The following is a 23,660-nucleotide window of genomic DNA, read 5'->3' on the forward strand; positions in this document are numbered from 1 at the left end:
CGGTCTTCATCAGACCGCTATTCTTTTTCCTACTATAGTGAGACTCTTTTCCTCACCGTCCAAAACGGCGACATTGGGTAAAGTTCCCCAATCTTCAAAGCCAAAATATCTGAACAGTTTCAGGCTGGGTTTATTATGAGAAAAGATAAATCCTAACAGGGTTTTTATCCCATACTTTTCGGCATTATCAATACAATACTGAAGAATAGCCTTTCCCATTCCCCTTCCTCTAAAGTTTTCATCTATATAAATACTTACTTCTACCGTTCCGTTATAAGCAGGTCTTCCATAAAATGAAGAAAAACTTACCCATCCTACTATTTCCTTATCCTGATCTTCAACCATCCAAAGCGGCCTGGTCTTGGGATTATGATCTTCAAACCATTGCAGCCTGCTTTCCACTGAGATATTTTCCGTATCTGCAGTTACCATTCTCGAGGGTATTGTGGAATTGTATATTTCAACGATTTTTTCCAGATCCGATAGGGTTGCATCTCTAAATAACAGCTTATCCATTGCTTTTTATTTGAATTCAATCTTATGCAAAGATACTTGTATGGAATTAAAAAACCCGCTCTTCACAGCGGGTTTCTGATTTATTTCTTTAGACATTTTTCCAGGAACTGATCTTGCTCCCATAAAACATGTAATATATTTTCTTTAGCCTGATATCCGTGTGATTCTTTGGGTAACAATACCATTCTTACAGGAGCTCCCAGATTTTTTAAAGCCTGGAAATATCTTTCCGTCTGCAAGGTAAACGTTCCCGGATTATTATCAGCATCACCATGAATAAGCAATAATGGCGTTTTCATTTTATCAGCATTCATAAACGGCGACATGGTATTATACACCTCCGGAACATCCCAATAGTTTCTTTGCTCACTCTGGAAACCAAATGGAGTTAATGTCCTGTTATAAGCTCCGCTTCTTGCGATTCCACAGGCAAACAGATTGGAGTGAGTTAAAAGGTTAGCTGTCATAAATGCCCCGTAGGAATGTCCTCCTACTGCCACTTTCTTTCTGTCGATATATCCTAATTGATCTACGGCATCAATAGCTGCTTCTGCGTTGGCTACCAACTGAGGAATAAAGGTATCGTTAGGTTCCGTTTTTCCTTCTCCAATGATCGGGAACGCTGCATCATCCAATACCGCATATCCTTTTGCCGTCCAGTATACAAATGAACCGTAATAAGGAAAAGTAAAGTCATTAGGGTTCTGTGTATTCTGCCCTGCCGTATTTTTATCTTTATATTCTGTAGGATAAGCCCAGATCAGCAAAGGAAGTTTTTCTTTTTTGGCCTTTCGGTCATATCCTGCCGGTAAATAAAGAGTACCTGTTAACGTTACTCCGTCGTTTCTTTTATACGTGATTACTTCTTTATAAACATCTTTTATACTTTCAAAAGGATTTACAAAATGGGTTACCTGCTCTGCTTTATTAGATTTGATATTCTTTTTAAAGTAGTTAGGATATTGACTTGCCGATTGTTGGGTAGTTAAAATCTCTCCTTTGGAAGGATCAATGATATCAATGATTTCTTCTTTTGTATTTTTCACATTGGAAGTATACAGCCTTTTCTTTTTAAGGGTTTTAATATCCATTTCATCAATGAAGGGATGCTGACCGTCTTTGGTAAAGCCGTCTCCTATAAGATAAGCTTTATCATTTTTCATATCCACGACCGTTCTGCCAAACTGATTTTTAGTTGTATTGAAGGTTCCCGGATCACTGTATACATCCTGATAATTCCTGTCATCAATTACTTTTGATTCCCCACTGTTAAGGTCTATTAAAAATGATTTTACATTTCGTGTATCGTACCATCCTTCGCTGACAATAGCATAATGGTCATTCGTCCATTCTGTTCCTTCATATCTTTGCTTGATTTTAAAGAATGATTTCGGCGGGGTATTAAATGGTGCATCCCAGGTATAAATTTCATCTCTGTATTCTGCCAGTTTGGACTGATCTCCCCCGTCTAGGGCTTCCACATATACCAATGTCGCGGGAAGGTCATTTCTCCATGTCATGCTTCTTTTTCCTGTCCGGACGGATGAAAAACCTTTAGGCATAATTTCATTCAAAGGGACTTCATTAACGACTTTTACAGTATTCCCTTTCATATCATATACGGTAGAGGTCATCGGAAACCTGTTTAAAGGAACAATGTATGAAAAAGGCTTTTGTATCGTAGTTACCATCATATAGTTACCGTCCGGGGAAAAGCTTACACCGGTATACATATCTTTTTCCTTTACTTTTTTTAAGCCACCTTTCAGATCTACCGAATAGAGCTCGGAAGCGGTAAGGATTTCAAAGTTTTTTTCATCCTGCGGATTTTTAAGAAGATCCTGATATGTTCTGTTTTGGGAAACTTTCCCGTCCGCAGTTGAAACAATCGGTCCTGTAGGCAGGTCTTTTCCTGAATCTATCAAAGCCGGTCTTGAATCAGGCAGAACTTTTACCAGTAAACTCTGTGAATCCTTATTCCAGGTATAGGGATTTCCCAGATTAGCATTGAGGTTATCTTTTGTAATTTTTGAAGCGTTGGCTGTTTCCAGGTCCACCATCCACAGTTCTACTCCTTTGCCGGTAGTATTGGTAAATGCGAGCTTGGTTTCATCGGGGGAAAAGGAAATATAAGTGATTTTAGGATTAGCGGGTAAGCCTTTCACCTGTATTTCATTTTTATCTTTCAGCCGTCTCACTTTAATATTATTAGAATAAGTAATCGTACTTGAAATATTGGTAACCGGATTAATTCTTAACCCTCCGAGCTTCATTTCATCCTGGTTGAGATCTTCCAGTGTTTTATATGTGGGACGGTAAGTGAATACGATCCAGTCTTTCTTAGTGTTTGTAAAGACACTTGGCGGTCTTTCATAGTCAGCTAATTTGAGAATTTCGGGGGATGGTTTTTGGTAACTTACATTTTCCTGTGCATTATAAAAATTAAGAAAAGCAAGAATACAGATCGTTAATTTAAACTTCATTATATTTCATTTTTCACGAAAATAATGATAAAAAACAATAAAGCAGCAAAATTTGCTGCTTTATATTTATGATTTTAAATAAATAAATTACCAGTCTGAAGCTCTCCGGCGTTTTTCAATTAAATGGTCCACTGCAATTTTTCCTGCTCCGAATGCCATGAGTAAAAGATAAACAGATAAGTATAATAAACTCATTTCTTTTTTCTCAAATGGATCCGCTCCATGAGCAACGAAAGCCGCAATCACCATAGTAAATATTAAAATGCCTAAAGAAATTCTTGTAAACAAGCCTAAGATAAGAAAAATGGAACAAACAAATTCTGCAAATACAGTCAGAATAAGCGATACCTTCGGACCCATTCCTAGAAAATCCATAAATTTAATTTCACCTCCTTCCAGTAACATTTGAAGTTTTGGAAAACCATGAGAAAGCATTGCAAATCCAATAAACAATCTCACTGCCAAAATTATAATGTCCTTGTAGATAGGACTAGAGTTTGTGTTAAAATAGTTCATGTAATGAAAATTTATAATAAAGATAATAAAAAATCTTATACTACAACGATTACCATTGACATTTTGGACTATCGGTACCCAAAATTTTTAAGGTCTCTTTCATTTTTTCGCCAGTCTTTTTTCACTTTTACGAATAAGTTCAAATGTATTTTTTTCGCGAAAAATTTCTTCAGATCCAATCTTGCTTCCGTACCTACTTTTTTAATCGCTTCCCCTTTATGCCCTATTAAAATCCCCTTCTGGGTATCTCTTTCCACATAGATAATGGAATCTATAAATATAATTCCCTCCTTTTCTTTAAATTGTTCCGTGACCACTTCCACGGAATAAGGAATTTCCTTGTCATAATTTAAAAGAATTTTCTCCCGAATGGTTTCATTAACGAAAAAACGTTCCGGTCTGTCCGTGAACTGATCCTTATCATAATAAGGCGGATTCTCGGGTAATAAAGATTTAAGCTTGGGTAAAATAATTTCAGTGTTAAAGGCATTCAGGGCAGAAATGGGTAAAATTTCAGCTTTTGGAATTTTGTTATGCCAGTCTTCCACCATCTGTTCCAGTCCTTCCTGGCTGGTCTGATCAATTTTATTGAGCAAAAGTAAAACAGGGACAGGAATTTTATTTAATTTTTCAATTAAAAATTCGGAAGGTTCTGCTTTATCGGTTACATCTACAATGAATAAAAAAACATCGGCATCCTGTAAAGAATCTTTTACAAAATCCATCATCTTTTCCTGAAGTCCGTATTTGGGATCCAATACTCCGGGAGTATCGGAAAAAACTATCTGAACATCATCTTCGTTATAAATCCCGAAAATTCTATGGCGTGTGGTTTGTGCCTTTTGTGTAACAATTGCCAGTTTCTCTCCCATTAACTGATTTAATAGGGTCGACTTTCCGGCATTAGGCTTTCCAACTATATTTACAAATCCTGCTTTGTGCATACATATAATATTATCAAATGCAAAGTTAGTAAAACAAAAACGGTCTTTAGAAATAATCTTAAGATTTACCTGATTTCTTTAAAAAAAGTAATTTTAAACCGATAATTTTGCTCATTCAAATACACCCTATGGATATAGACCTGATTATTGACTCTATATATGCCCTTCCCGAAAATTCCAAAATAAGCCTGAAAAAGCATATTATGGAAGTTTCTTATCCTAAATCCCATTGTCTGATGATGGCTCATAAAGTAATCCCCTATATTTATTTCATTAAAAAAGGGATTGTACGTGCCTATTCCTCCACGGAAGACAATGACATTACGTTTTGGTTTGGCAGTGAAGGTGAAACCGTTATCTCCATGAAAAGTTATGTGGAAGACCAGCCCGGCTATGAAAATATTGAGCTGTTGGAAGACGGTCAGTTTTACAGGATGGAAACCGAAAAGCTCAGGGAACTATTTAGTAAGGATATTCATATTGCTAACTGGGGCAGAAAATTTGCCGAAAGAGAATTAATCAAAACAGAGGAATTATTTATATCAAGACAGTTTAAAACCGCTTCAGAACGGTACCAGGATATTCTGCAAAAAAAACCTGATCTTATCAGGAGGGTTCAGCTTGGCTACATCGCTTCTTATCTGGGGATCACCCAGGTGAGTTTAAGCAGGATCAGAGCAGAAATAAAATAATTTTTTATCATTTGTAAAATGCTGATCCGCTTCAAATTCTGAAATTTGCCCTATAAATTATTGAATAATGAATTGGATTATCTTAATTATTGCCGGACTCTTTGAAGTGGGCTTTGCCTCTTGTCTGGGAAAAGTAAAGGAAACTTCAGGTACTGAAATGTATGGCTGGTTTGCGGGATTCTTAGTTTCTTTAACGGTAAGTATGCTTTTACTGATTAAAGCTACGGAAACACTTCCTATCGGGACCGCTTATGCCGTATGGACAGGCATTGGAGCTGTGGGAACGGTTTTAACGGGAATTTTCCTTTTTAAAGATCCGGTAAGCTTCTGGAGAATATTCTTCATTGTTACGCTGATCGGATCAGTGATAGGCCTGAAAGCGGTATCTCATTAAAAATAAAATCGTCTTATGATAAGACGATTTTTATATTATTTCTTAAATACTACGGGTAATATTTCATTCCTGCTGAGCCCAAACCTTTTTATTTCCTCATCCGAAAAATTCTGGGAATAAAAATTGGGTTCTGTGGTAAAGCCTGCTTTTCTTAATCTTTCAAAATAGTCCATTCCATACCAGCGGACATGGTCATACTGCCCGAAATGCTTTTGTCTTTCCTTAGGATCAGTAATGGTAAAATCTTCATAGGTCTTCTCGAGGGAGTTTCTCATGGGTACCTGAAATATTCCCCATCCTCCGGGACGCATTACCCGGTAAAGCTCACTCATGGCTTTGGCATCGTCTTCTATATGTTCCAGAACGTGATTACAGAATATGATGTCAAAGCTGTCATCGGGAAAAGGAAGATCGAGGATATCTGCTTTTACATCCACAATGGGCGAGAATAAATCCGCTGATATATAATTCAGGTTTTTCATTCTTTTAAATTTTCTCAGAAATTCCTGTTCGGGAGCAATATGAAGTACTTTTGCATTTTTGGTAAAAAAAGAAGTTTCATTCTGGAGATACAGCCACATCTGACGATGTCTTTCAAGACTCAAAGTTCCGGGTGAAAGAGCGTTTTCCCGCTGCTTTCCGTATCCGTAAGGAAGAAATTTACGATAGGATCTTCCGTCGATCGGATCATAAAACTGATCTCCCTTATAGAACTTGTATATAAGAGGTCTCGCCCATATACTCATTTTAATAAGCATTGGACGAGGAATTTTATTGAGTAAAAATTTAGTTACCTTCTTCATTAAATTTCCATTTGGAAAGGCTTCTCTTCATCACTTTTAATACCTAAAGCGTCATAAATATACTGGAAGGTTGAGAGTAAAACGGGTTTTCCGTTCACCACGGCCACATCGTGTTCAAAATGAGCGGAAGGCTGGTTATCCAAGGTAGTTACCGTCCATCCGTCGTTGTGGAATTTCACTTTTTCGGTACCCAGGTTAATCATAGGTTCGATAGCGATTACCAAACCGTCTTTAATTACTTTACCGCTTCCCTGTCTTCCATAGTTGGGAACCTGCGGATCTTCATGCATCTGTCTTCCTACACCGTGTCCTACAAGTTCTCTCACCACTCCATACCCCTCTTTTTCACAATAAGTCTGTATGGCATGGGAAATATCACCTATTCTCTTTCCTCTGATACACTGTTCTATTCCTTTATAAAGAGATTCTTTAGTAATTTTCAACAGTTTTTTTACTTCCGGCTTTACTTCTCCGATCTCAAAAGTATAGGCATGATCTCCTACGAATCCGTTGAGAACCGCTCCGCAGTCTACAGAAAGCACATCTCCTTCTTTGATTTCTTCTTTGTTCGGGAAACCGTGTACAACCTGCTCATTAGGTGAAATACATAAGGAATTGGGAAATCCTCCATATCCTAAAAATGCAGGCTCACCTCCATGATCTTTAATAAAATCATGGGCAAGCTTATCTAAATATAAGGTCGTAATTCCGGGTTTGATTTCTTTTGCAAGCATTCCCAATGTTTTAGAAACCAGTTGGGCGCTTTGTTTCATCAGACGAATTTCGTCTATTGTTTTTAATTGAATCATTGTGTTAATTTACCAATGTATTATATATAATCAGCTAATCAGCCTTTTACCAGAAAAGTCCTTTTTTCTTTTCTTTTTTAAGTTTGGAATAAGCTAAAACTTCTCTTCCTTCTACACGGAATTCTATTCTTTCATGAATGATATTGTAAACTTCTCCCCATCCAGGAAATCCTCCTAAATTTCTGTCATCAATAAACCAGTCGGTATCAATTTTCCGGGACTGTGTTTCCGAATCGAAAACTTCTCCTTCAAAACTGGAGTTTACGGCATAGAATTCCAAGCCATGGCTTCTGCAAAAATCTACCGCATCCTGAAGGGATTTTCCGCTTCTGTAAGTCCAAAGAATTAACCTGTATCCTTCGCTTTGTAATTTTTTTAATGTTTCAAAAGCAAAGATTTTCGGCTTTCCAATCGCAGGATAGGCGTCATCCACGATAGTTCCGTCAAAATCAACTGCAATTTTTTTATTATTTAACATTTCGTCAATTTTTAGCTGTGCAAAGATAAGAAATAATAAAGAGTGTCGAAAAGAATCGGACACTCTTAGTATAATTTTATAATGTTTTAAAAATTAACTTTTTACCCAATTAAACTGAAACTGTAAGTCCGGAGTAGAAACCCTGTCTGTAATTTTCTGTAATCTGGCAGGCAGCTTCATCAAATATTCCTGGGCTTTTTCTGCTTTTTCCGTGAGGCCTTTAACGTGCTCGATATTCCATTCATCTAAAAGATCTTTAAGAATATTGATATAATCCTGTCCGGTATACACCATACAACGTTGTGCCGCATCAGAGAAATGTCCCCAAAGTTCTCCGGCTTTCTGCCCGGATTGTCTCATTAAATGGGCTGGCATTACAATTTTTTTACGCATCATATCTTCAAATGCCAGTATCATTTCGGAAGCATCTATCTCGAGAATTTTAGCTACAAAATGTTTATAGGCCTTAGCATGCCTTGCTTCATCGGCAGCAATTACTCCACACATTTTAGCCAGCTTGTTGTTTCCGGACTGTTTTGCTAATGTACCTACCCTTCTGTGAGAAATATTGGTAGCAGTTTCCTGAAAACTGGTGTAAATGAAATTTCGGTAAGGATCCATACTGGTTCCCAGATCAAAGCCATCATTAATAAGATATTGGGTAGTAATTTCCACCTCTCTCATATTTACTCTTCCACACAGGTAAAGATATTTGTTCAATAAATCTCCGTGTCTGTTTTCTTCGGCAGTCCAGGCTCTTACCCAGTTTACCCATCCTACTTTTTCTTCCTGATCAATGCCATCCACTCCCATAAGCCATGATTCATAAGAAGGTAAAGCTTCTTCCGTAATGCAGTCTCCAATAAGGGTAACAAAGAGATCGTAAGGCATTTCACGGGCAAAGGTCTGAATTTCTTCCAAATCATATTTGAAATCTTCACTTGCAGGATCAGGAAGCATGTCAGAAGGCTGCCATATTTTTTCAATAGGCGTTAAAAATTTTTCAAGAAAAGAACCAACTTCTTTTTCCAGAATTCCCATTACTTCTTTCCTAACAAGCTTTTGATACATTTTATAATCTATATTTAATTTACAAAGATATAATTTATTTATTATTTAAGGCATAATACCGTTTTTTCTGCATGCCGCATGATTAAAATCATAAAAAAATGCTGATATCATTTTTATATCAGCATCATTTTCGTGTATTTATTATCGTTTAATCTACTAATATATTTCCTGTCATCACAGATGGTATTTCAATTCCCATCACTTTAAGGATCGTTGGGGCTACATCTCCCAGCTTTCCGGATTTTAGATTCCAGGTATGTTCTTTGTCCATGACGATAAACGGAACAAGGTTCGTAGAGTGCTGTGTATTAGGAGTTCCGTCCGGATTAATCATTACATCGGAATTTCCGTGGTCTGCAAGAATGAATACTGCATATCCGTGCTCATAAGCTGTTGTAGCTACTTTTTCAATGCATTTATCCACAGTTTCGGCTGCTTTTACCGCGGCTTCAAAAACTCCGGTATGCCCTACCATGTCTGTATTAGCAAAGTTAAGACAAATAAAATCTGCTGTTTCTTTTTCTAATTCAGGAACGATCACATTGGTGATATCATAGGCAGACATTTCCGGCTTAAGGTCATAGGTAGGAACATCTTTAGGACTCGGACAAAGTAAGCGTCTTTCTCCTTTGAATTCTTCTTCCCTTCCTCCCGAAAAGAAAAAGGTAACATGCGGATATTTTTCCGTTTCTGCAATTCTTATCTGGGTCTTACCGTTTTTCTCCAGTACTTCCCCCATTGTGCTCTCCAGTACTTCTTCATCAAATACTACTTTTACATTCTGGAAAGTTTTGTCGTAGTTCGTAAGGGTAACATAATAAAGATTCAGCTTACGCATTCCGAAATCAGGAAGATCCTGCTGGGAAAGTACTTCTGTAATTTCTCTACCTCTATCCGTACGGAAATTGAAACAGATTACCACATCATTATCTACGATTTTAGCCACCGGTACCACATTTCCTGTGGCCGTTGTATGAACTAGAATAATCGGTTTTAAAAATTCGTCTGTTACATTATTAGCATAAGAATCCTGAATGGCAGCCTGCGCATCAGTGGTCTGAAGACCAATTCCTTCCACCATAGCATCATAAGCCAGCTTTACACGTTCCCATCTCTTATCCCGGTCCATTGCGTAATAACGGCCTACGATAGTAGCTAATTTCCCGGTAGTTTTTTCCATGTGATCCTGTAGCTCCTGAATAAAGCCTAATCCGGAATGGGGATCACAGTCTCTACCATCGGTAAAGGCATGAACGAAAACATTTTCATTAAGCCCAAAATTCTTAGCAGCGGTAAGAAGTCCTTTTAGGTGATTGATGTGTGAATGTACACCTCCATTAGATACCAACCCGATGAAATGTACTTTTTTATTTTCTCTTTTGGCATATTCAAAAGCGTCCTGGATCACTTTTTCATGTCCCAATGTACCGTTTTCAACAGCCATATTAAGTTTTACCAGGTTCTGATAAACGACTCTACCAGCTCCTAAATTCATGTGTCCTACTTCCGAATTTCCCATCTGTCCTGCGGGAAGTCCTACTGCCAGTCCGCTTGCTTCCAGTTTGGAATGCGGAAATTTCTTATAACAACTATCTATAAATGGTGTGTTGGCTTTATCTATTGCGGAAACATCGGGATTGAGCCCGATTCCCCATCCGTCAAGGATGGCTAGTATTGCTTTTTTCGACATTTTGTAAACTTTAATTATACAAATTTATCCATTTTTGACCGAATTTAAGGATTTAAGATTCGTAAATTTTAATTAAAATTTTAAGCTTGTCTTTTGTATTTCACTAGGATTTAACGAAATATTGATTATTATTTTTAATTTTGCCATATGGATTTACGCGACCAACTTAAAAACCTTTTTCCTGATCATGAAGAACAGGATTTTGAAATGCCGGAAGAGAAGTTTGTGCAAAAAGAACCCTTGGTGTGCAAATATGAGAAGAAAGGAAGAAACGGAAAACCCGTTACTCTTATTGAAGGGTTTGAAGGAAATGATGAGGAACTGAAAAAAATTTCAAAAAAAATAAAGACCAGCCTCGGAATCGGTGGTTCGGAGAAAGACGGAATGATAATCATCCAGGGAGACAACCGTGATAAGATCATGGTTATCCTTAAGGAAATGGGCTATAAAACCAAAAGGGTCGGTGGATAATTAAAAGTAGATCTGTGTCCAGGGCATAGCCTGCCTTAATTTCTCTATGTCATTTTTCTCTATAGGGTTTCCTACCAATACTAAGGTTTTAAGATTTTTCAGCTGTGTTATTTCCTGGGGAAGCATTTTCAGTTCATTATGGGACAAATTCATACTTACAATTCCTTTTAGCCCCTTTATTTCAGGGGATATTTCCCGGATATGATTTTGGCTTACATTCAGAAACTCCAATTCTTTTGAATGGAATAATTTTTCAGGAAGCTGACGGAGCATATTCTGCTGAAGCTCCAAATAGCGGATTTTCTTGGGCAGTTCCATATTTCCCAGATCATTAATCTGGTTGGCCGATAAGTTCAATGAACGTAAATTCTTAATACGATATAAGTCTTCTTCTATAAAACTGATCTGATTTCCCTGTAAATTGATGTCTTCCAAAGTGGGAATTTCAATCAGGGCTTTGGGAAAAACATTCAGGTTATTGGCATCCAAATGAACTGTTTTAAGATGCTGTAACTTAGCCATATTGGGATTAATATCCTTTAAATCATTAAGGTTCATAGAAAGCATGGTCAGCTTTTTAAGCTCTCCTATTTCATCGGGAATATATTTAATGCTATTTTCATTAAGGTTTAATATTTCTAGTTCTTTAAGGCTAAAAATTTCCTGATCCATCTTTTCAAGGTTATTTCCCATTATATTCAAAAAAAATAATGAATTCAGCTTTGCAATACCGGGAGGAAGGTTGAAAAGTCCCTTATCTCGGAAACTCATGCTGTACACCGTCTGATCACTTTTTAAAGCTTCATCGATATCCGTGTAGGTTGGGTATTTCACAGGATCAATCTGTGCCTGGGTATAACTGATTAACAAAACCGTTGTAAATAGGAAAAGTTTTTTCATAGGTCAATACATAAAAGCTGCCGGCAAAAATTTACCGACAGCTGAGAAAGAATAAGTAATTTATTTTTTTAGAAGTTTAACTGTTTTTTGGAAACCTTCCGCTTCTATATTGATAAGAAGGATTCTTGATGTGTCTAACTGTGAAGTAAAATCCAGATCCAATTTTGAAACCGGACTGTTGAATTTTTTACTGAATACAATTTTACCATCCATGCTGTAAGCCGTAACGGAAAGATTCTTTAATACCTTCGGCGAGTTAAGCTTTACAAGTCCCGAAGTAGGATTCGGAGCAATAGTAATAGTATTTTCAGATGTGGAATGATCAACAGTTCCCAGCACTGCTGCTGTTCCCAGATTCTCTTTTAATGCTACTACCATAGTGGCGGATTTTCCCCGGTAATCAATTATACCACCGGTTGCATCCGTGTCGGTAGAAATGGTAGAGCTGGGGTGCTGTACGGAGAAGAAACCGAATTTATAATCCGGAGTAAAGGTAAGCCCGGTAGGCTCTGATCCGGCAGGCATAGATGCAAAGAGTTTCACTTTAGGATTGGCCTGTGTATGATCCGGAGCTATTACCCAAATATAATTTTTGCCACCATCCTGTAACACCCAAAGATTACCTAAATCATCAAAAGTCAGGTTATCATTTCCATCTCCCCACGCTTCTGATTTTATTCCCTGCTCTGTCATAAATGAATAGGTTGTGGTAAGCCCTCCTACAAATGTTTCTACTTGAGAAGCGGTTGTTCCGTCATCTTTTAAACGGTAAACTTTATTCAGTCCTTTAGCTGTAAAATATATTCTGCCATCCAGCGGGCTGATATCCACATCTTCCACCCCATTGAAAGAGGTTCCCCCTAAAGATTGGGCTAAAGAAGTGGTATTATTCTGGTCCGCCTGGTTTTTATTCGGGATCTGAATCCATGTGGCTGTTGTGGCAACGGGATCTCCACCGCTTAATCCCTGATCCAGCTTTAATACGTATAAATCTCCGGAAGACAGATTATTAGGGGTATCCATGACATATTTGTAAACCATATGAGTTCCTCCGTCTTCTCCGAAATAGGCAACAGTTCCCTGGTTATTAATCACCACATTTTCATGATTCATAATTCCCATCTGCCAAAGTTTTCCTTTGGAACCATTTGCATTTTGTGTAATTACCTGGGCCGTTGCCGGATCTATTTCAATAAGCCATCCATAGTCTTTATAGCCGTCCCCATTGGTATCATTTGAAGTAACCGATTCTTCAGCAGTAACTATCGTTCCCCATGGAGTAATTCCTCCTGAACAGTTTCTTATGGTCTGTACCAAGCTGGGAGTGGAGAAATCAACAGCTCTTAATCTTGTCAGCTGCCAAAGCTTGGTGGTATTGTTATAATTTATTTCAGCCATGGTAACCCCGCCCGGATTGGTTTCATGATTAACGGAAAGATAACCATTCGTACTGCTGGAATTTTTAGCCACGTAAGCTGTGAAATCATTCTGCCCGCCTACAAATCCTCCTCCTTCGGTGTAATTATCCCCTTCTTTAAGAATCATCTGATATTTATGCTCTAAAGGAATTATTAATTTTCCGGTCTGGGCCGTAGGAACAATGGATGTAAAGCAGCTAATATGGGCAGCATTACAGGCTACTGAAGGTGGCGGGGTACTAATGGTTTTAAGGTAGGCATCAATTCTCAGATCTGAACTTGAAGCCCCTCTGTTATGTAATTCTATTGAGATTCTGTTATTGCCGTTTACAAATTTTGATTTAGGGATTGTGAAAATATTGTAAGCACTTTCGGAAGCTCCGTCAATAGTGCTGCTGGACCATGTATCAAAGGTAATAGTTCCTGAAGGCATATTATCCCTTACCACTTCTTCCCCGTTTAAATACACGACAATTCCGTCATCTCTCATTATTCCAAGTTCCATGGTATCGGAAAGGTCTGCCAGATTAACATTGAAATCTTTTGCAAAGTAAGCCGCCGTTAACCCTGAATTGATCGTTGTTGTTACCGGATCACCATATCCCAGAGGTCCATTTCCCACCGCCCATGCTGAAATATCAAAATTGGTGTTTTTCCATTGATCCGCCAGGGCCTGATTATTATCTTTATAGCTCCAGGAAGAGTTTTTGTTAAAGATAAATGTCTGTCCCTGCAGGGTGGAACTTACAACCAATGCAAGCGCCGCGAGTGTTAGTAGTTTTTTCTTCATTTTGATTTGATTTATTAGACCTTGCAAAACTATTTTTAAATCACGAAGCTCTTATTAATAATACTTTAAATAAATATTGATGAATATTAAGAAATTCGGAACTCAATATTAAGTGAGTTAAGATATTGTTAATTCTTAATTTTACTGATATCCGTAAGAGAATTGAGAAAAGCGATAATCTGCTTTATTTCGGTTTGGCTAAGGTTTAATTTATCCGGCGATAATGTTTGGTTTTTCATAGGTAAGCCCATCCCTTCTCCTCCTCCTTCATTATAAAACTCCATCACTTCTTCCAGGGTATTGAATGCTCCATTATGAAAATAGGGCTTGGTAAGCGCGGCATTCCTTACTGTCATTGTTTTAAAGGAATTTTCATAAATCCAGGAATTCTCTTTTTTCACCGGACTGCTGATCCTGCCTTTATCTTCATCAAGCATAGCGGGAAGCTTAGTAACTGGAGATTTTGTAACTCCCAATACTTCGGATTCATTTTCATTAAAAAACGGAGGAACCAATCCGGAAAAGTGTGGTGCAAAATGACAGGTCGCACAGTTCGCCTTACCCATAAACAGGTTAAAACCTTTCTGAACATCTGCTGAAACATCTTTTTCTCCTCTCATAAAACGGTCAAAATCACTTTCAAAAGAGTAAAGGGAAGCCACATAAGAGCTTAATGCTTTGGAAAAGTTCTGCTTGTTAACCTCTCCATTTTTAAAAGCTCTTTTAAAAGCCTTTTTATACTGAGGATCATTCTTAAGTTTTTTTACAATACTCTGATAGCTGGTATTGAATTCTTCTTTATTATAAATAACATGCTCTGCCTGTTGCTCGAGATAGAACGCACGCATATCATAAAAGAACCTTTTGGCAAATACAGCATTGTACAAAGACGGTGAATTTCGTAATACGGTTTTCCCTTCCACATTGCTCTCTGATTTGGCTTTAAGATCTGTAAAAGCATTTTCCGGTAAATGACAGCTTGCACAGCTCATTTTACGATTATCACTTAAGCTTTTATCAAAAAAGATATTTTCCCCCAAAGACTGCAATTCCTTACTGTCTTCGGAGCCTTCCAGCAAAGTATAAAAGTACGGATCAAGAAAATCACTGCTGAAAAAGTTTTTATTGCTGATATTCCAGCCTGAAAACTCTTTAAGGTCCTCAGGGTTACCATCCCAGCTTCCCAATTCTTCATACAATGGCTGTATGATTTTTTTGTAAAATTCAATATGGTTAAAACTTTCAAAATCAGTGTTTAGGGAAAGGTATTCAATTCCGTCGGAAAGGAGAATATTCGCTTTTTTAATATTAAAATTTCTAAAATAAGGATCATCATTAAGGTATTCCTTTATCCCTGTCAATGCATGTTTTGCTTCCTGACTGATATTAAGGGAGCCGGGCGTATCAAATCCGGTTACTCCCAGTGTATAGATTCTTATCAATTCAATACGGAGGGGCAATGTTTTGTTTTTTCCTTTACTTAAACCGTTTTTCAACGCACTCAGATAAAAATTGGAGTAAGCATTGTACAAAAAGTCCGTGATTTCTCTTATTTTTTCTTTTTCGTGAATGGCTTCTTCGGAGTAAATCAGTTCATCTAAAACCTGTAAACCTTTCGGAGGCAGCGTATAAGCCGTGGTTCCGGCTGCTTCTATGCGGAATAATGGAGCCGCATTGATATCGGTTTTTGTAAATTCAGGGTAATAATAGGCGATATAAAATTCTATTTCTTTAAATGAATTTCTTGTTGACGTTAAAGATTCCTGCAGTTTTTCAACTGATATTTTATCCTGTGAAAATAAGTTTACATCTGTTTTCAGGACTTCCAGCTTATCTTTAAAATCTGCTAATCCTCTGTTTATAAATGTATTCTCATTATCCGTCCCTTTGTAAACAGGATTAAATGACATTACCAGACACGCTGCGAAAACAAGAATTGCAATGATAGAATAGATTCTCATGAATTTTTAGCCGCAAAACTACAATGTCTTCATTATCCTAATTTTAATTCAGAATTAAATAATGTTTATATTTTCAGGTAAATTTTATTAATTTTAACTTGTGAAACATAATTTATTATTCCCATGAAGTCTTTACCACAGGACTTATTCTTTAAAGTAATGATGAAGGAAAGTGATTTGGAATATTAATAAAAGAATTAACAGCCCGCAAAGCTGAATAAAAACAAAATTTTACGGATATTTATCCTTATTTTTCCGTCTTTTTAATACTGACTGGAAAAATAAAGCCCTCTTTAAAAGAAAATTACAAATTAAACAGAATATATTATGCTAAATAAACTTGCAGCATCAGAACTCGTACTGAATGATGACGGAAGCGTTTACCATCTTAATCTTTTACCGGAAGATATTGCAGATAAAATCATTCTGGTGGGAGATCCGGACAGGGTCGCAAGAGTTTCCCAGTTTTTTGACAGCGTTGAAATCAAAAAAAACAAAAGAGAATTTTATACCCATACCGGTAAGCTGCGTGGAGAAAGGATTACGGTAATGTCTACCGGAATAGGTACCGAGAATATTGACATCGTAATGAATGAGCTAGATGCCCTTGTTAATATAGACCTTAGCAATAAGGAATTTAAAACCGGGCATACTTCTCTCGAGCTTTTCCGTATGGGAACATGTGGTAGTGTAAATCCCGATGTAAAGGTAGACAGCATGCTGGTTACCCAAAATGTTGTAGGGCTGGACGGTCTCATGCATTTCTATCAGGATTATGCCTTTGAGAATGAGTTTTCCAGAAACTTTCTGGAAAAATTCCCTTACGAAAAAATTAAGCCCATGCTTTATTTCTCGGACTGGTCAGAAGACATCTCAGAATATTATAAAGATGCCGATTACCACGGTAATACTGCTACTTTCCCCGGCTTTTATGCACCTCAGGGCAGACAGTTACGATTAAAAGCGGTGGATGACCGGTTCTTAGAAACCTTAAATGATCTGGGGGTAACCAATTTTGAAATGGAAACCTCAGCGATATATGGGCTTTCCAAATTATTGGGTCACAAAGCACTTACTGTAAACAATGTCATTGCCAACAGGAGACGAGGAGAATTTTCCGCAGACCACCATGCTTCTGAAAAGAAACTGATACAATGGGTATTGGACAGAATTATCAAATAATAAAAAAACCGGGATTTTAAATTTAAAATCCCGGTTTTTTTATTTAAATATCAGTTTCTTACAAAACATCCCTCGATATGATCATTGACCATCCCTGTGGCCTGCATATGAGCATATACTACCGTGGAGCCCATAAACTTGAATCCTCTTTTTTTAAGGTCTTTGGATAAAGCATCGGAAATCTCCGATGTTGCAGGAATATCTTTCAGCCCCTTAGGATTATTATCTAAAGGTTTTCCTCCTACAAATCCCCAGATATATTTGGAAAAACTTCCAAATTCTTTCTGTATTTCCTGAAATCGCTGGGCATTGGTGATGGTAGCCAATATTTTAAGCCTGTTCCGGATAATTCCCGGATTCTGCATGAGTTCTTCTACCTTATCTTCTTTATATTGGGCTATCTTCTTATAATCAAACTGATCGAAAGCCTTTTTGAAATTATCTCTTTTGGTAAGGATCGTATACCAGCTTAATCCGGCCTGGAAACTTTCCAAAATCAGAAATTCAAAAATAGTTTCATCATCATATATGGGTCTGCCCCATTCCTCATCATGATATTTACGGTACAGATCATCTTTTTCACACCATCCACAGCGTATTATTTCCATAATCAATATTTATTTACACAAATATACATCCAAAATAATTCAGACGAAGCATGAGTATTCTGCATTTCTGTCACACTGTATTATTTACTTATCAACAAAATAATTATAAATTATTTTTATTTAGATTAAATAAAAATTGTAATATTGTATTGTTAAAATCCAAATTGATGAAATTTATGGAAGCAAAATTTGAGACAAAGTCTTTCTCAAAAGCCTTTATCGGAGATTCCCATTACCGGGATATCTTTAGCGGAAATCCCGAAAACGTGAACTACTATGAAAAAACAGTTCGGGACACTCTTGAAGTGATCACTCATTTTTTACAAACCCGGCAAAATCCACTTGGCGACACTTCGGTACACCGGAATAGAAATAAGATTGATCATATCCCCATTGATCCTAAGGAAACTATTTCGATCAAAGAATGCCTGTCGGAACTGTGTGATATTTATATCGATAATGCTACTGCATTCCATCACAGTTCATATGTGGCCCATCTCAATTGTCCCATACTCATCCCTACCCTGGCTGCAGAAATGATTATCAGCTCTATCAACAGCTCAATGGATACCTGGGATCAAAGTATCGGTGCCACAGCAATCGAACTTCGCCTGGTAGAATGGATGGGAAAAAAAATACGCTATCAGGAAGGCTTCGACGGAATTTTTACCAGTGGCGGAACCCAGTCCAATCTTATGGGCTTATTGCTGGCAAGAGATACCTATATCAAAAAAAATTATGATATGATTCCTGACCAGCATGGTCTTCCTTCCGATGCAAAAAAATTCAGGATCTTTTGTTCCGAAGTGAGTCATTTCAGCCTAAGTAAGGGAGCCAGCATACTGGGACTCGGAAAGGATGCCATTGTAAGTGTTCCGGTAGATCTGCAATATAAGATGGATCTTTCCTTACTGGAACAGATGATCCTAGAAGAAAAAAGGCAGGGTAATTTGCCGATTGCCATTATTGCCACCGCAGGAACTACGGATTTCGGTTCGATTGATCCCCTGACGGAAATCGCTGCAATAGCGAGAGAACATTCCATATGGTTTCATGTAGATGCAGCGTATGGAGGAGGTCTTCTTCTAAGCAGAAAGCAACGTACACGATTATCCGGTATAGAATATTCGGATTCCTGTACCATTGATCTGCATAAGACCTTTTTTCAGCCCATAAGCGCAAGTATGTTTTTGATGAAAGATCATCGCAATACCAGCTTTATCCAGTACTATGCAGACTATCTGAATCCAAAGGAACAGGAAGCCGACGGAATTCCCAATCTGGTTAAAAAATCGATACAGACAACCCGTCGGTTTGACGCTTTGAAATTCTGGTTTACCCTCCGTACGGTAGGAGAAGATAAATTAGGAAATTATATTGATGAAATCATAGAGCTCAGCAAGGAAACATTTCATGTGCTGAACAATAGAGACAATTTTGAAGTATTAAATTATCCTGAGATAAGCGCCTTAGTTTTCCGGTATATTCCTAAAAATTTCCCAGACAACAGGCTCACCCAACTCAATCAGAACATAAAAAAGGCCATATTCGAAAGTGGGAAGGCCATGATCGCAGGAACTAAAGTAAAAAATGAATTTTATCTGAAGTTCACCCTACTCAATCCCATGACCACCATTGAGGAAATACAAAAAGTAATTGACCTTATCGAAGAAACAGGAGAACAACAATCTAAACACCTTATATAATTATGAAACAAGAAAAAATTTATGACATCATAGGCATCGGAGTAGGCCCCTTTAACTTAAGCTTAGCCTGTCTCGCACAGCCTGTAAAAGAACTTGATACTTTATTCTTCGACCGGGCTCAGGAGTTTAACTGGCATCCGGGAATGATGATGCAGGACACCACCCTGCAGATTCCTTTTCTTGCAGATCTGGTAACGCTTGCAGATCCCACCAGTGAGTTCAGCTTTCTTAATTATATAAAAGAAAAAGGGAGAATATATTCTTTTTATATCCGGGAAAACTTCTATCTCCTCAGAAAGGAATATAACCAGTATTGTCAATGGGCCATAGAAAAGCTAAGCAATCTCCGTTTTAATCATGATGTAAAAGATATTCTGTATGATGAGGAACAGGGAAATTATCTTATTAAAGTTCACAATAATAACAGCGAAACTACGGAAAGCTACAGGGCGGAAAGAATTGTTTTAGGAACAGGAACTTCCCCTTATACTCCCCCTTTCTTTGCACCCCTTAAAAATAAAGTTTCCCACTCTTCGGAATATCTTTATAAAAAGAAAGAACTGCAGTCTGAAAAAACAATCACCATCATAGGCAGCGGGCAAAGTGCAGCTGAAATTTATTATGATCTATTACAGGATATAGATGTTTATGGTTACGAGCTGAACTGGATCACGAGGTCTTCTCATTTTTTCCAGATGGAATATAACAAGCTTACTTTAGAACTTACCTCTCCTGAATATGTAGATTATTTCTATGGTCTTCCTGCGGAGAAGAGAAGAGAATTATTAAAAAAACAAAATTCTTTATATAAAGGAATCAATGAAAGCCTGATCAATGATATTTTTGATTTATTGTACACCAAACGTCTTACGTGTGATTTTAAAACGAACCTTCTTACCAATTCAGAATGTGTAGGAGCCAAATATTCGGATGGAAAAATAGATCTTGAATTTTATCATACCGAGCAGGAAGAAAACTTTAACTTTCATACGGATGCACTCCTTCTTTGCACCGGGTACAAATATATGCTCCCTGAGTTCCTGCTTGGAATAAAAGAGAGAATTAATTGGAAGAACCCTAATAAGTTTGATGTACAGAGGAATTACAGCATTGATAAAAATGGTGGAGAAATCTTTGTGCAGAATGCAGAATTGGAGTCCCATGGCTTTGTCACTCCTGACCTCGGAATGGTCTGCTACCGTAATTCCTACATACTCCGGGAAGTTACGGGTAAAGATATTTATCCTATAGAAGAACGCATCGCCTTCCAGAAATTCGGGGCGTATGAAAACCTAATTACATCACCACAATATGAAACCAGTACTAAATAATGTTTTTTCCAGAACGGTTAAAGACTTAGGAACATTTTCAGTCTTTCCTCTCAACCTCAAAAATCATATCCCCTTTATCCATGAATGGGTTAACCAGGAATATGCAAAATACTGGCAAATGCAGGGAACAAGTGTAGAAGAAGTTAAGGAAGTTTATGAAGGTCTTCTAGGAACTGAGGATTATGAAGTTTATATGGGATATTTTGAAGATCAGCCTTCCTTTTTGCTGGAATGTTACCACCCTAAGCACGTATTGTCGAGATATTACGATGTTGAGGATTCCGATTACGGGATGCATATTCTGGTAGCGCCGCCTACCAAAAAGATCAACTCTTTTACCTGGAATGTTTTCCGTACTGCCATGGAATTTCTGTTCTCTGACGAAAGTATACAGCGTATTGTCGTGGAACCGGACATACGAAACGACAAAATCCATAGGCTCAACAGGAAAGCAGGATTTGTACGTCATAAAAAAATACAGCTTTTAGAGAAAAAAGCTTACCTGGAGCTTTGTACCCGTGAACAATTTAAACAAGCATTACAAAATAAATCCTATGAATCAGAACCAAATCATCAGCCCTGAAAAAACAATTGAGCATCTTCATCCTGATAACTGGGCGAAAGCCAATTTATATCTTACCCAAAAAGCCTTGGCTGAGTTTGCCCATGAACAGCTTATTAAGCCAAAGCTTCTTCATGAAACCGATGGCTGGGGATACTATGAGCTCATTCCTGAAAATACGGGAAGTGAAATTTCTTATACATTCAGAGCCCGCAAAAGAGCCCTTGATCATTGGGCTATTGATGCAAACTCTATTAAAAGAATCAAAGACGGAAAGGAAACTCCCCCGGATGTAATACACTTTATTATAGATTGTAAAGAAGAACTTGGGTTCTCCCAGGACGTTCTACCCATCTATATAGAAGAAGTGACCAGTACTTTGTATGCCAGGGCCCAGGTCTTAAACCGGGAAAATGATTCGGTTATACTTGCTGATGCTGATTATCAGACGATAGAAGGCTCCACTACGGGACATCCTACTTTCATTGCCAATAACGGAAGAATCGGGTTCAGTGCCGATGATTATTATAAATATGCACCTGAATCCCAATATGAAATCCGTCTTTTATGGATTGCTGTCAATAAAGAACGAAGTGTATTTTCCTCTAAAAAAGATCTCAGCTTTGAACAGCTAATGGAACAGGAACTGTCACCGGAAACCAGAAGGAAATTCGACGGGAAAATCCGGAGCCGGAACTTAGATCCAAAGAAATTTTATTATATGCCTGTTCATCCCTGGCAGTGGTATAATAAGATGAACCCTACTTTTTCACCGGAAGTGGCTCAACAGCATATTATCCTTCTGGGAGAGACTGAAGATACCTATCGTGCCCAGCAGTCCATACGGACCTTCTTTAATACCCGCCATCCGGAAAAATCTTACGTAAAAACAGCGATGTCCGTCCTGAATATGGGGTTCATGAGAGGACTTTCCCCTTATTATATGAAGGCCACTCCTGCAATTAACGAATGGGTGGAAAACCTGGTGAAAAATGATCCTTATCTCCAGGAAAAAGGCTTTATTATCTTAAAAGAAATTGCAGCAATCGGGTACCGAAGTGAATATTATGAAAAAGCTCTTCAATCCAATCATACACCCTATACCAAAATGCTGGCGGCATTATGGAGAGAAAGTCCCCTACCGCATATAAAGAAAAACGAACGCCTGATGACCATGGCGGGACTTCTTCACCTGGATAATCATGACAGTTCTTTAGCAGCTGAACTTATTAAAAAATCAGGAATCAGTCCAAAGGAATGGATCAGCAGATATCTGGACCTTTATCTTCTTCCGTTAGTTCATTGCTTTTATGCGCATGATCTTGTCTATATGCCTCATGGAGAGAACCTTATCCTGATTCTGGAAAATTATACTCCGGTAAAAATCATAATGAAAGATATTGCCGAAGAAGTGGTATTGCTCAATACGGAAACCGAACTTCCGGAAGAAATAAGCAGAATAAGTGTGAAAATCCCGGAAGAACATAAAGTTTACAGTCTGTTTACAGATGTTTTCGACTGTTTCCTAAGGTATTTATCAGCCATTATTCATGATCATACGGACTTTTCAGAAGAGGATTTCTGGAAGCTCGTAGCTGATAAGATCATACATTATCAGGAAGAAAGACCGGATTTAAAAGAAAAATTTGACAAGTATGATCTGTTTGAACCTACTTTCAAAATTTCCTGTCTCAACCGTTTACAAATTAAAAACAATAAACAAATGGTAAATCTGGAAGACCCTTCGGGAAGCTTGCAGTTTGTAGGAGAATTAAAAAACCCTATTTCACAATACAAGAAAATTTTGGTGTAATGTTGTTATAGCCATGGAGTGTTTAACGCATCATGGCTGTTTATATAAAAGAATATTTGCATAAAAAAATCAACGGTTTTAGAAAATTATAACATTGATTATGAAAAATTTAACATCAAAATCTGTTTTTAGGAATAGTTATTGTTGATTTATTACTATCAAAATAATAAATATTATGAACAATTCGGATTATAACAAAGCAGAAAATGCTGTAAACAAAACAGAAGACAATCTTCAAAATGCTACGGACAATGTAAAATGGAAAATCAATGACCTGGCAGACAAAGCAAGAGAGTTTATTAAAGAAAAGAAAGATAATAATGAGGATGTAAATGAAAATGACTGGTTTGATAAAGTTAAATCTAATTTTTCCGAAGCCTGGGATGATGTAAAAGATAAAGCAAGTGAAGCCTGGGAAAAAACAAAAGATGCTGCAGAGGATGTAAAAGCAGAATGGAATAAGAAGACTAATTAAATTTCAGTCATATAAATATTTCAAAAAAACGGTACCTTTTCAAAAAG

22 protein-coding genes are annotated in these 23,660 nt (G+C 37.5%); 9 read left to right on the forward strand and 13 right to left on the reverse strand.

Annotated features, from left to right (window positions below; all coding sequences use genetic code 11):
* Nucleotides 1-9: 9 nt before the first annotated feature.
* From ABJ974_RS08690 to era, 4 genes are all read right to left on the reverse strand, one after another.
* Entirely contained in the window at nucleotides 10-516 is a 507-nt protein-coding gene (locus ABJ974_RS08690; RefSeq protein ID WP_419867851.1) for a GNAT family N-acetyltransferase, read from the reverse strand.
* Between the two features lie 80 nt (nucleotides 517-596).
* Nucleotides 597-2,999 (reverse strand): alpha/beta hydrolase family protein, encoded by a 2,403-nt coding sequence (locus ABJ974_RS08695; RefSeq protein WP_419867852.1) that lies wholly within the window; start codon nucleotides 2,997-2,999, stop codon nucleotides 597-599.
* Between the two features lie 87 nt (nucleotides 3,000-3,086).
* Nucleotides 3,087-3,515, reverse strand: coding sequence for a DoxX family protein (locus tag ABJ974_RS08700; protein ID WP_419867853.1), 429 nt, complete (start codon nucleotides 3,513-3,515; stop codon nucleotides 3,087-3,089).
* 68 nt (nucleotides 3,516-3,583) lie between these two features.
* A complete protein-coding gene (era, locus tag ABJ974_RS08705) occupies nucleotides 3,584-4,459 on the reverse strand; it encodes a GTPase Era (protein WP_419867854.1) in 876 nt (291 codons plus the stop codon).
* A 128-nt stretch (nucleotides 4,460-4,587) separates the two neighbouring features.
* Between era and ABJ974_RS08710 the strand changes: the two genes are divergently transcribed.
* Nucleotides 4,588-5,151, forward strand: a complete 564-nt coding sequence (locus ABJ974_RS08710; protein WP_419870959.1) for a Crp/Fnr family transcriptional regulator — start codon at nucleotides 4,588-4,590, stop codon at nucleotides 5,149-5,151.
* Between the two features lie 67 nt (nucleotides 5,152-5,218).
* Complete coding sequence (locus tag ABJ974_RS08715; RefSeq protein WP_419867855.1) at nucleotides 5,219-5,545, forward strand: DMT family transporter; 327 nt, start codon at nucleotides 5,219-5,221, stop codon at nucleotides 5,543-5,545.
* A 35-nt stretch (nucleotides 5,546-5,580) separates the two neighbouring features.
* Here the strand turns inward: ABJ974_RS08715 and ABJ974_RS08720 are convergent, their stop codons facing one another.
* The 5 genes from ABJ974_RS08720 to gpmI form a co-directional block, all read right to left on the reverse strand.
* Entirely contained in the window at nucleotides 5,581-6,348 is a 768-nt protein-coding gene (locus tag ABJ974_RS08720; RefSeq protein ID WP_419867856.1) for a class I SAM-dependent methyltransferase, read from the reverse strand.
* Nucleotides 6,348-7,157: a type I methionyl aminopeptidase gene (map, locus tag ABJ974_RS08725; protein WP_419867857.1), complete on the reverse strand. Its 810-nt coding sequence runs from the start codon at nucleotides 7,155-7,157 to the stop codon at nucleotides 6,348-6,350. The genes ABJ974_RS08720 and map overlap by 1 nt, the downstream gene beginning before the upstream one ends.
* 46 nt (nucleotides 7,158-7,203) lie before the next feature.
* Nucleotides 7,204-7,635, reverse strand: coding sequence for a BT0820 family HAD-type phosphatase (locus ABJ974_RS08730; RefSeq protein ID WP_419867858.1), 432 nt, complete (start codon nucleotides 7,633-7,635; stop codon nucleotides 7,204-7,206).
* A gap of 93 nt (nucleotides 7,636-7,728) precedes the next feature.
* Complete coding sequence (locus ABJ974_RS08735) at nucleotides 7,729-8,706, reverse strand: acyl-ACP desaturase (protein ID WP_419867859.1); 978 nt, start codon at nucleotides 8,704-8,706, stop codon at nucleotides 7,729-7,731.
* 148 nt (nucleotides 8,707-8,854) lie between these two features.
* Nucleotides 8,855-10,396: a 2,3-bisphosphoglycerate-independent phosphoglycerate mutase gene (gpmI, locus tag ABJ974_RS08740; RefSeq protein WP_419867860.1), complete on the reverse strand. Its 1,542-nt coding sequence runs from the start codon at nucleotides 10,394-10,396 to the stop codon at nucleotides 8,855-8,857.
* 147 nt (nucleotides 10,397-10,543) lie between these two features.
* Between gpmI and ABJ974_RS08745 the strand changes: the two genes are divergently transcribed.
* Nucleotides 10,544-10,867, forward strand: a complete 324-nt coding sequence (locus tag ABJ974_RS08745; RefSeq protein WP_419867861.1) for a translation initiation factor — start codon at nucleotides 10,544-10,546, stop codon at nucleotides 10,865-10,867.
* Here the strand turns inward: ABJ974_RS08745 and ABJ974_RS08750 are convergent, their stop codons facing one another.
* From ABJ974_RS08750 to ABJ974_RS08760, 3 genes are all read right to left on the reverse strand, one after another.
* Nucleotides 10,868-11,767 (reverse strand): leucine-rich repeat domain-containing protein, encoded by a 900-nt coding sequence (locus tag ABJ974_RS08750; RefSeq protein ID WP_419867862.1) that lies wholly within the window; start codon nucleotides 11,765-11,767, stop codon nucleotides 10,868-10,870. It lies immediately after the preceding gene.
* Nucleotides 11,768-11,827: 60 nt separating this feature from the next.
* Entirely contained in the window at nucleotides 11,828-13,975 is a 2,148-nt protein-coding gene (locus ABJ974_RS08755; RefSeq protein ID WP_419867863.1) for an alkaline phosphatase PhoX, read from the reverse strand.
* 128 nt (nucleotides 13,976-14,103) lie between these two features.
* The gene (locus ABJ974_RS08760; protein ID WP_419867864.1) at nucleotides 14,104-15,936 is read right to left on the reverse strand and encodes a cytochrome-c peroxidase; all 1,833 of its coding nucleotides are present in this window, start codon (nucleotides 15,934-15,936) and stop codon (nucleotides 14,104-14,106) included.
* Nucleotides 15,937-16,263: 327 nt separating this feature from the next.
* Here ABJ974_RS08760 and ABJ974_RS08765 point away from each other — a divergent pair, with 327 nt between their 5' ends.
* The gene (locus ABJ974_RS08765) at nucleotides 16,264-17,118 is read left to right on the forward strand and encodes a nucleoside phosphorylase (RefSeq protein ID WP_419867865.1); all 855 of its coding nucleotides are present in this window, start codon (nucleotides 16,264-16,266) and stop codon (nucleotides 17,116-17,118) included.
* A 50-nt stretch (nucleotides 17,119-17,168) separates the two neighbouring features.
* Here the strand turns inward: ABJ974_RS08765 and ABJ974_RS08770 are convergent, their stop codons facing one another.
* Complete coding sequence (locus ABJ974_RS08770) at nucleotides 17,169-17,726, reverse strand: DNA-3-methyladenine glycosylase I (RefSeq protein ID WP_419867866.1); 558 nt, start codon at nucleotides 17,724-17,726, stop codon at nucleotides 17,169-17,171.
* Between the two features lie 167 nt (nucleotides 17,727-17,893).
* Between ABJ974_RS08770 and ABJ974_RS08775 the strand changes: the two genes are divergently transcribed.
* The 5 genes from ABJ974_RS08775 to ABJ974_RS08795 all read left to right on the forward strand — a co-directional run bounded on the left by ABJ974_RS08775 (nucleotide 17,894) and on the right by ABJ974_RS08795 (nucleotide 23,613).
* A complete protein-coding gene (locus ABJ974_RS08775) occupies nucleotides 17,894-19,432 on the forward strand; it encodes a pyridoxal phosphate-dependent decarboxylase family protein (protein WP_419867867.1) in 1,539 nt (512 codons plus the stop codon).
* Between the two features lie 2 nt (nucleotides 19,433-19,434).
* Nucleotides 19,435-20,763, forward strand: coding sequence for a lysine N(6)-hydroxylase/L-ornithine N(5)-oxygenase family protein (locus ABJ974_RS08780; RefSeq protein ID WP_419867868.1), 1,329 nt, complete (start codon nucleotides 19,435-19,437; stop codon nucleotides 20,761-20,763).
* Nucleotides 20,744-21,346: a GNAT family N-acetyltransferase gene (locus ABJ974_RS08785; protein ID WP_419867869.1), complete on the forward strand. Its 603-nt coding sequence runs from the start codon at nucleotides 20,744-20,746 to the stop codon at nucleotides 21,344-21,346. The genes ABJ974_RS08780 and ABJ974_RS08785 overlap by 20 nt, the downstream gene beginning before the upstream one ends.
* A complete protein-coding gene (locus ABJ974_RS08790) occupies nucleotides 21,318-23,138 on the forward strand; it encodes an IucA/IucC family protein (RefSeq protein WP_419867870.1) in 1,821 nt (606 codons plus the stop codon). Before ABJ974_RS08785 ends, ABJ974_RS08790 begins: the two co-directional genes overlap by 29 nt.
* Before the next feature lie 175 nt (nucleotides 23,139-23,313).
* Entirely contained in the window at nucleotides 23,314-23,613 is a 300-nt protein-coding gene (locus ABJ974_RS08795; protein ID WP_419867871.1) for a hypothetical protein, read from the forward strand.
* Nucleotides 23,614-23,660 lie beyond the last annotated feature (47 nt).

The sequence above is a fragment of the Chryseobacterium sp. CT-SW4 genome (genome assembly GCF_048572715.1).
Lineage (GTDB): Bacteria > Bacteroidota > Bacteroidia > Flavobacteriales > Weeksellaceae > Chryseobacterium.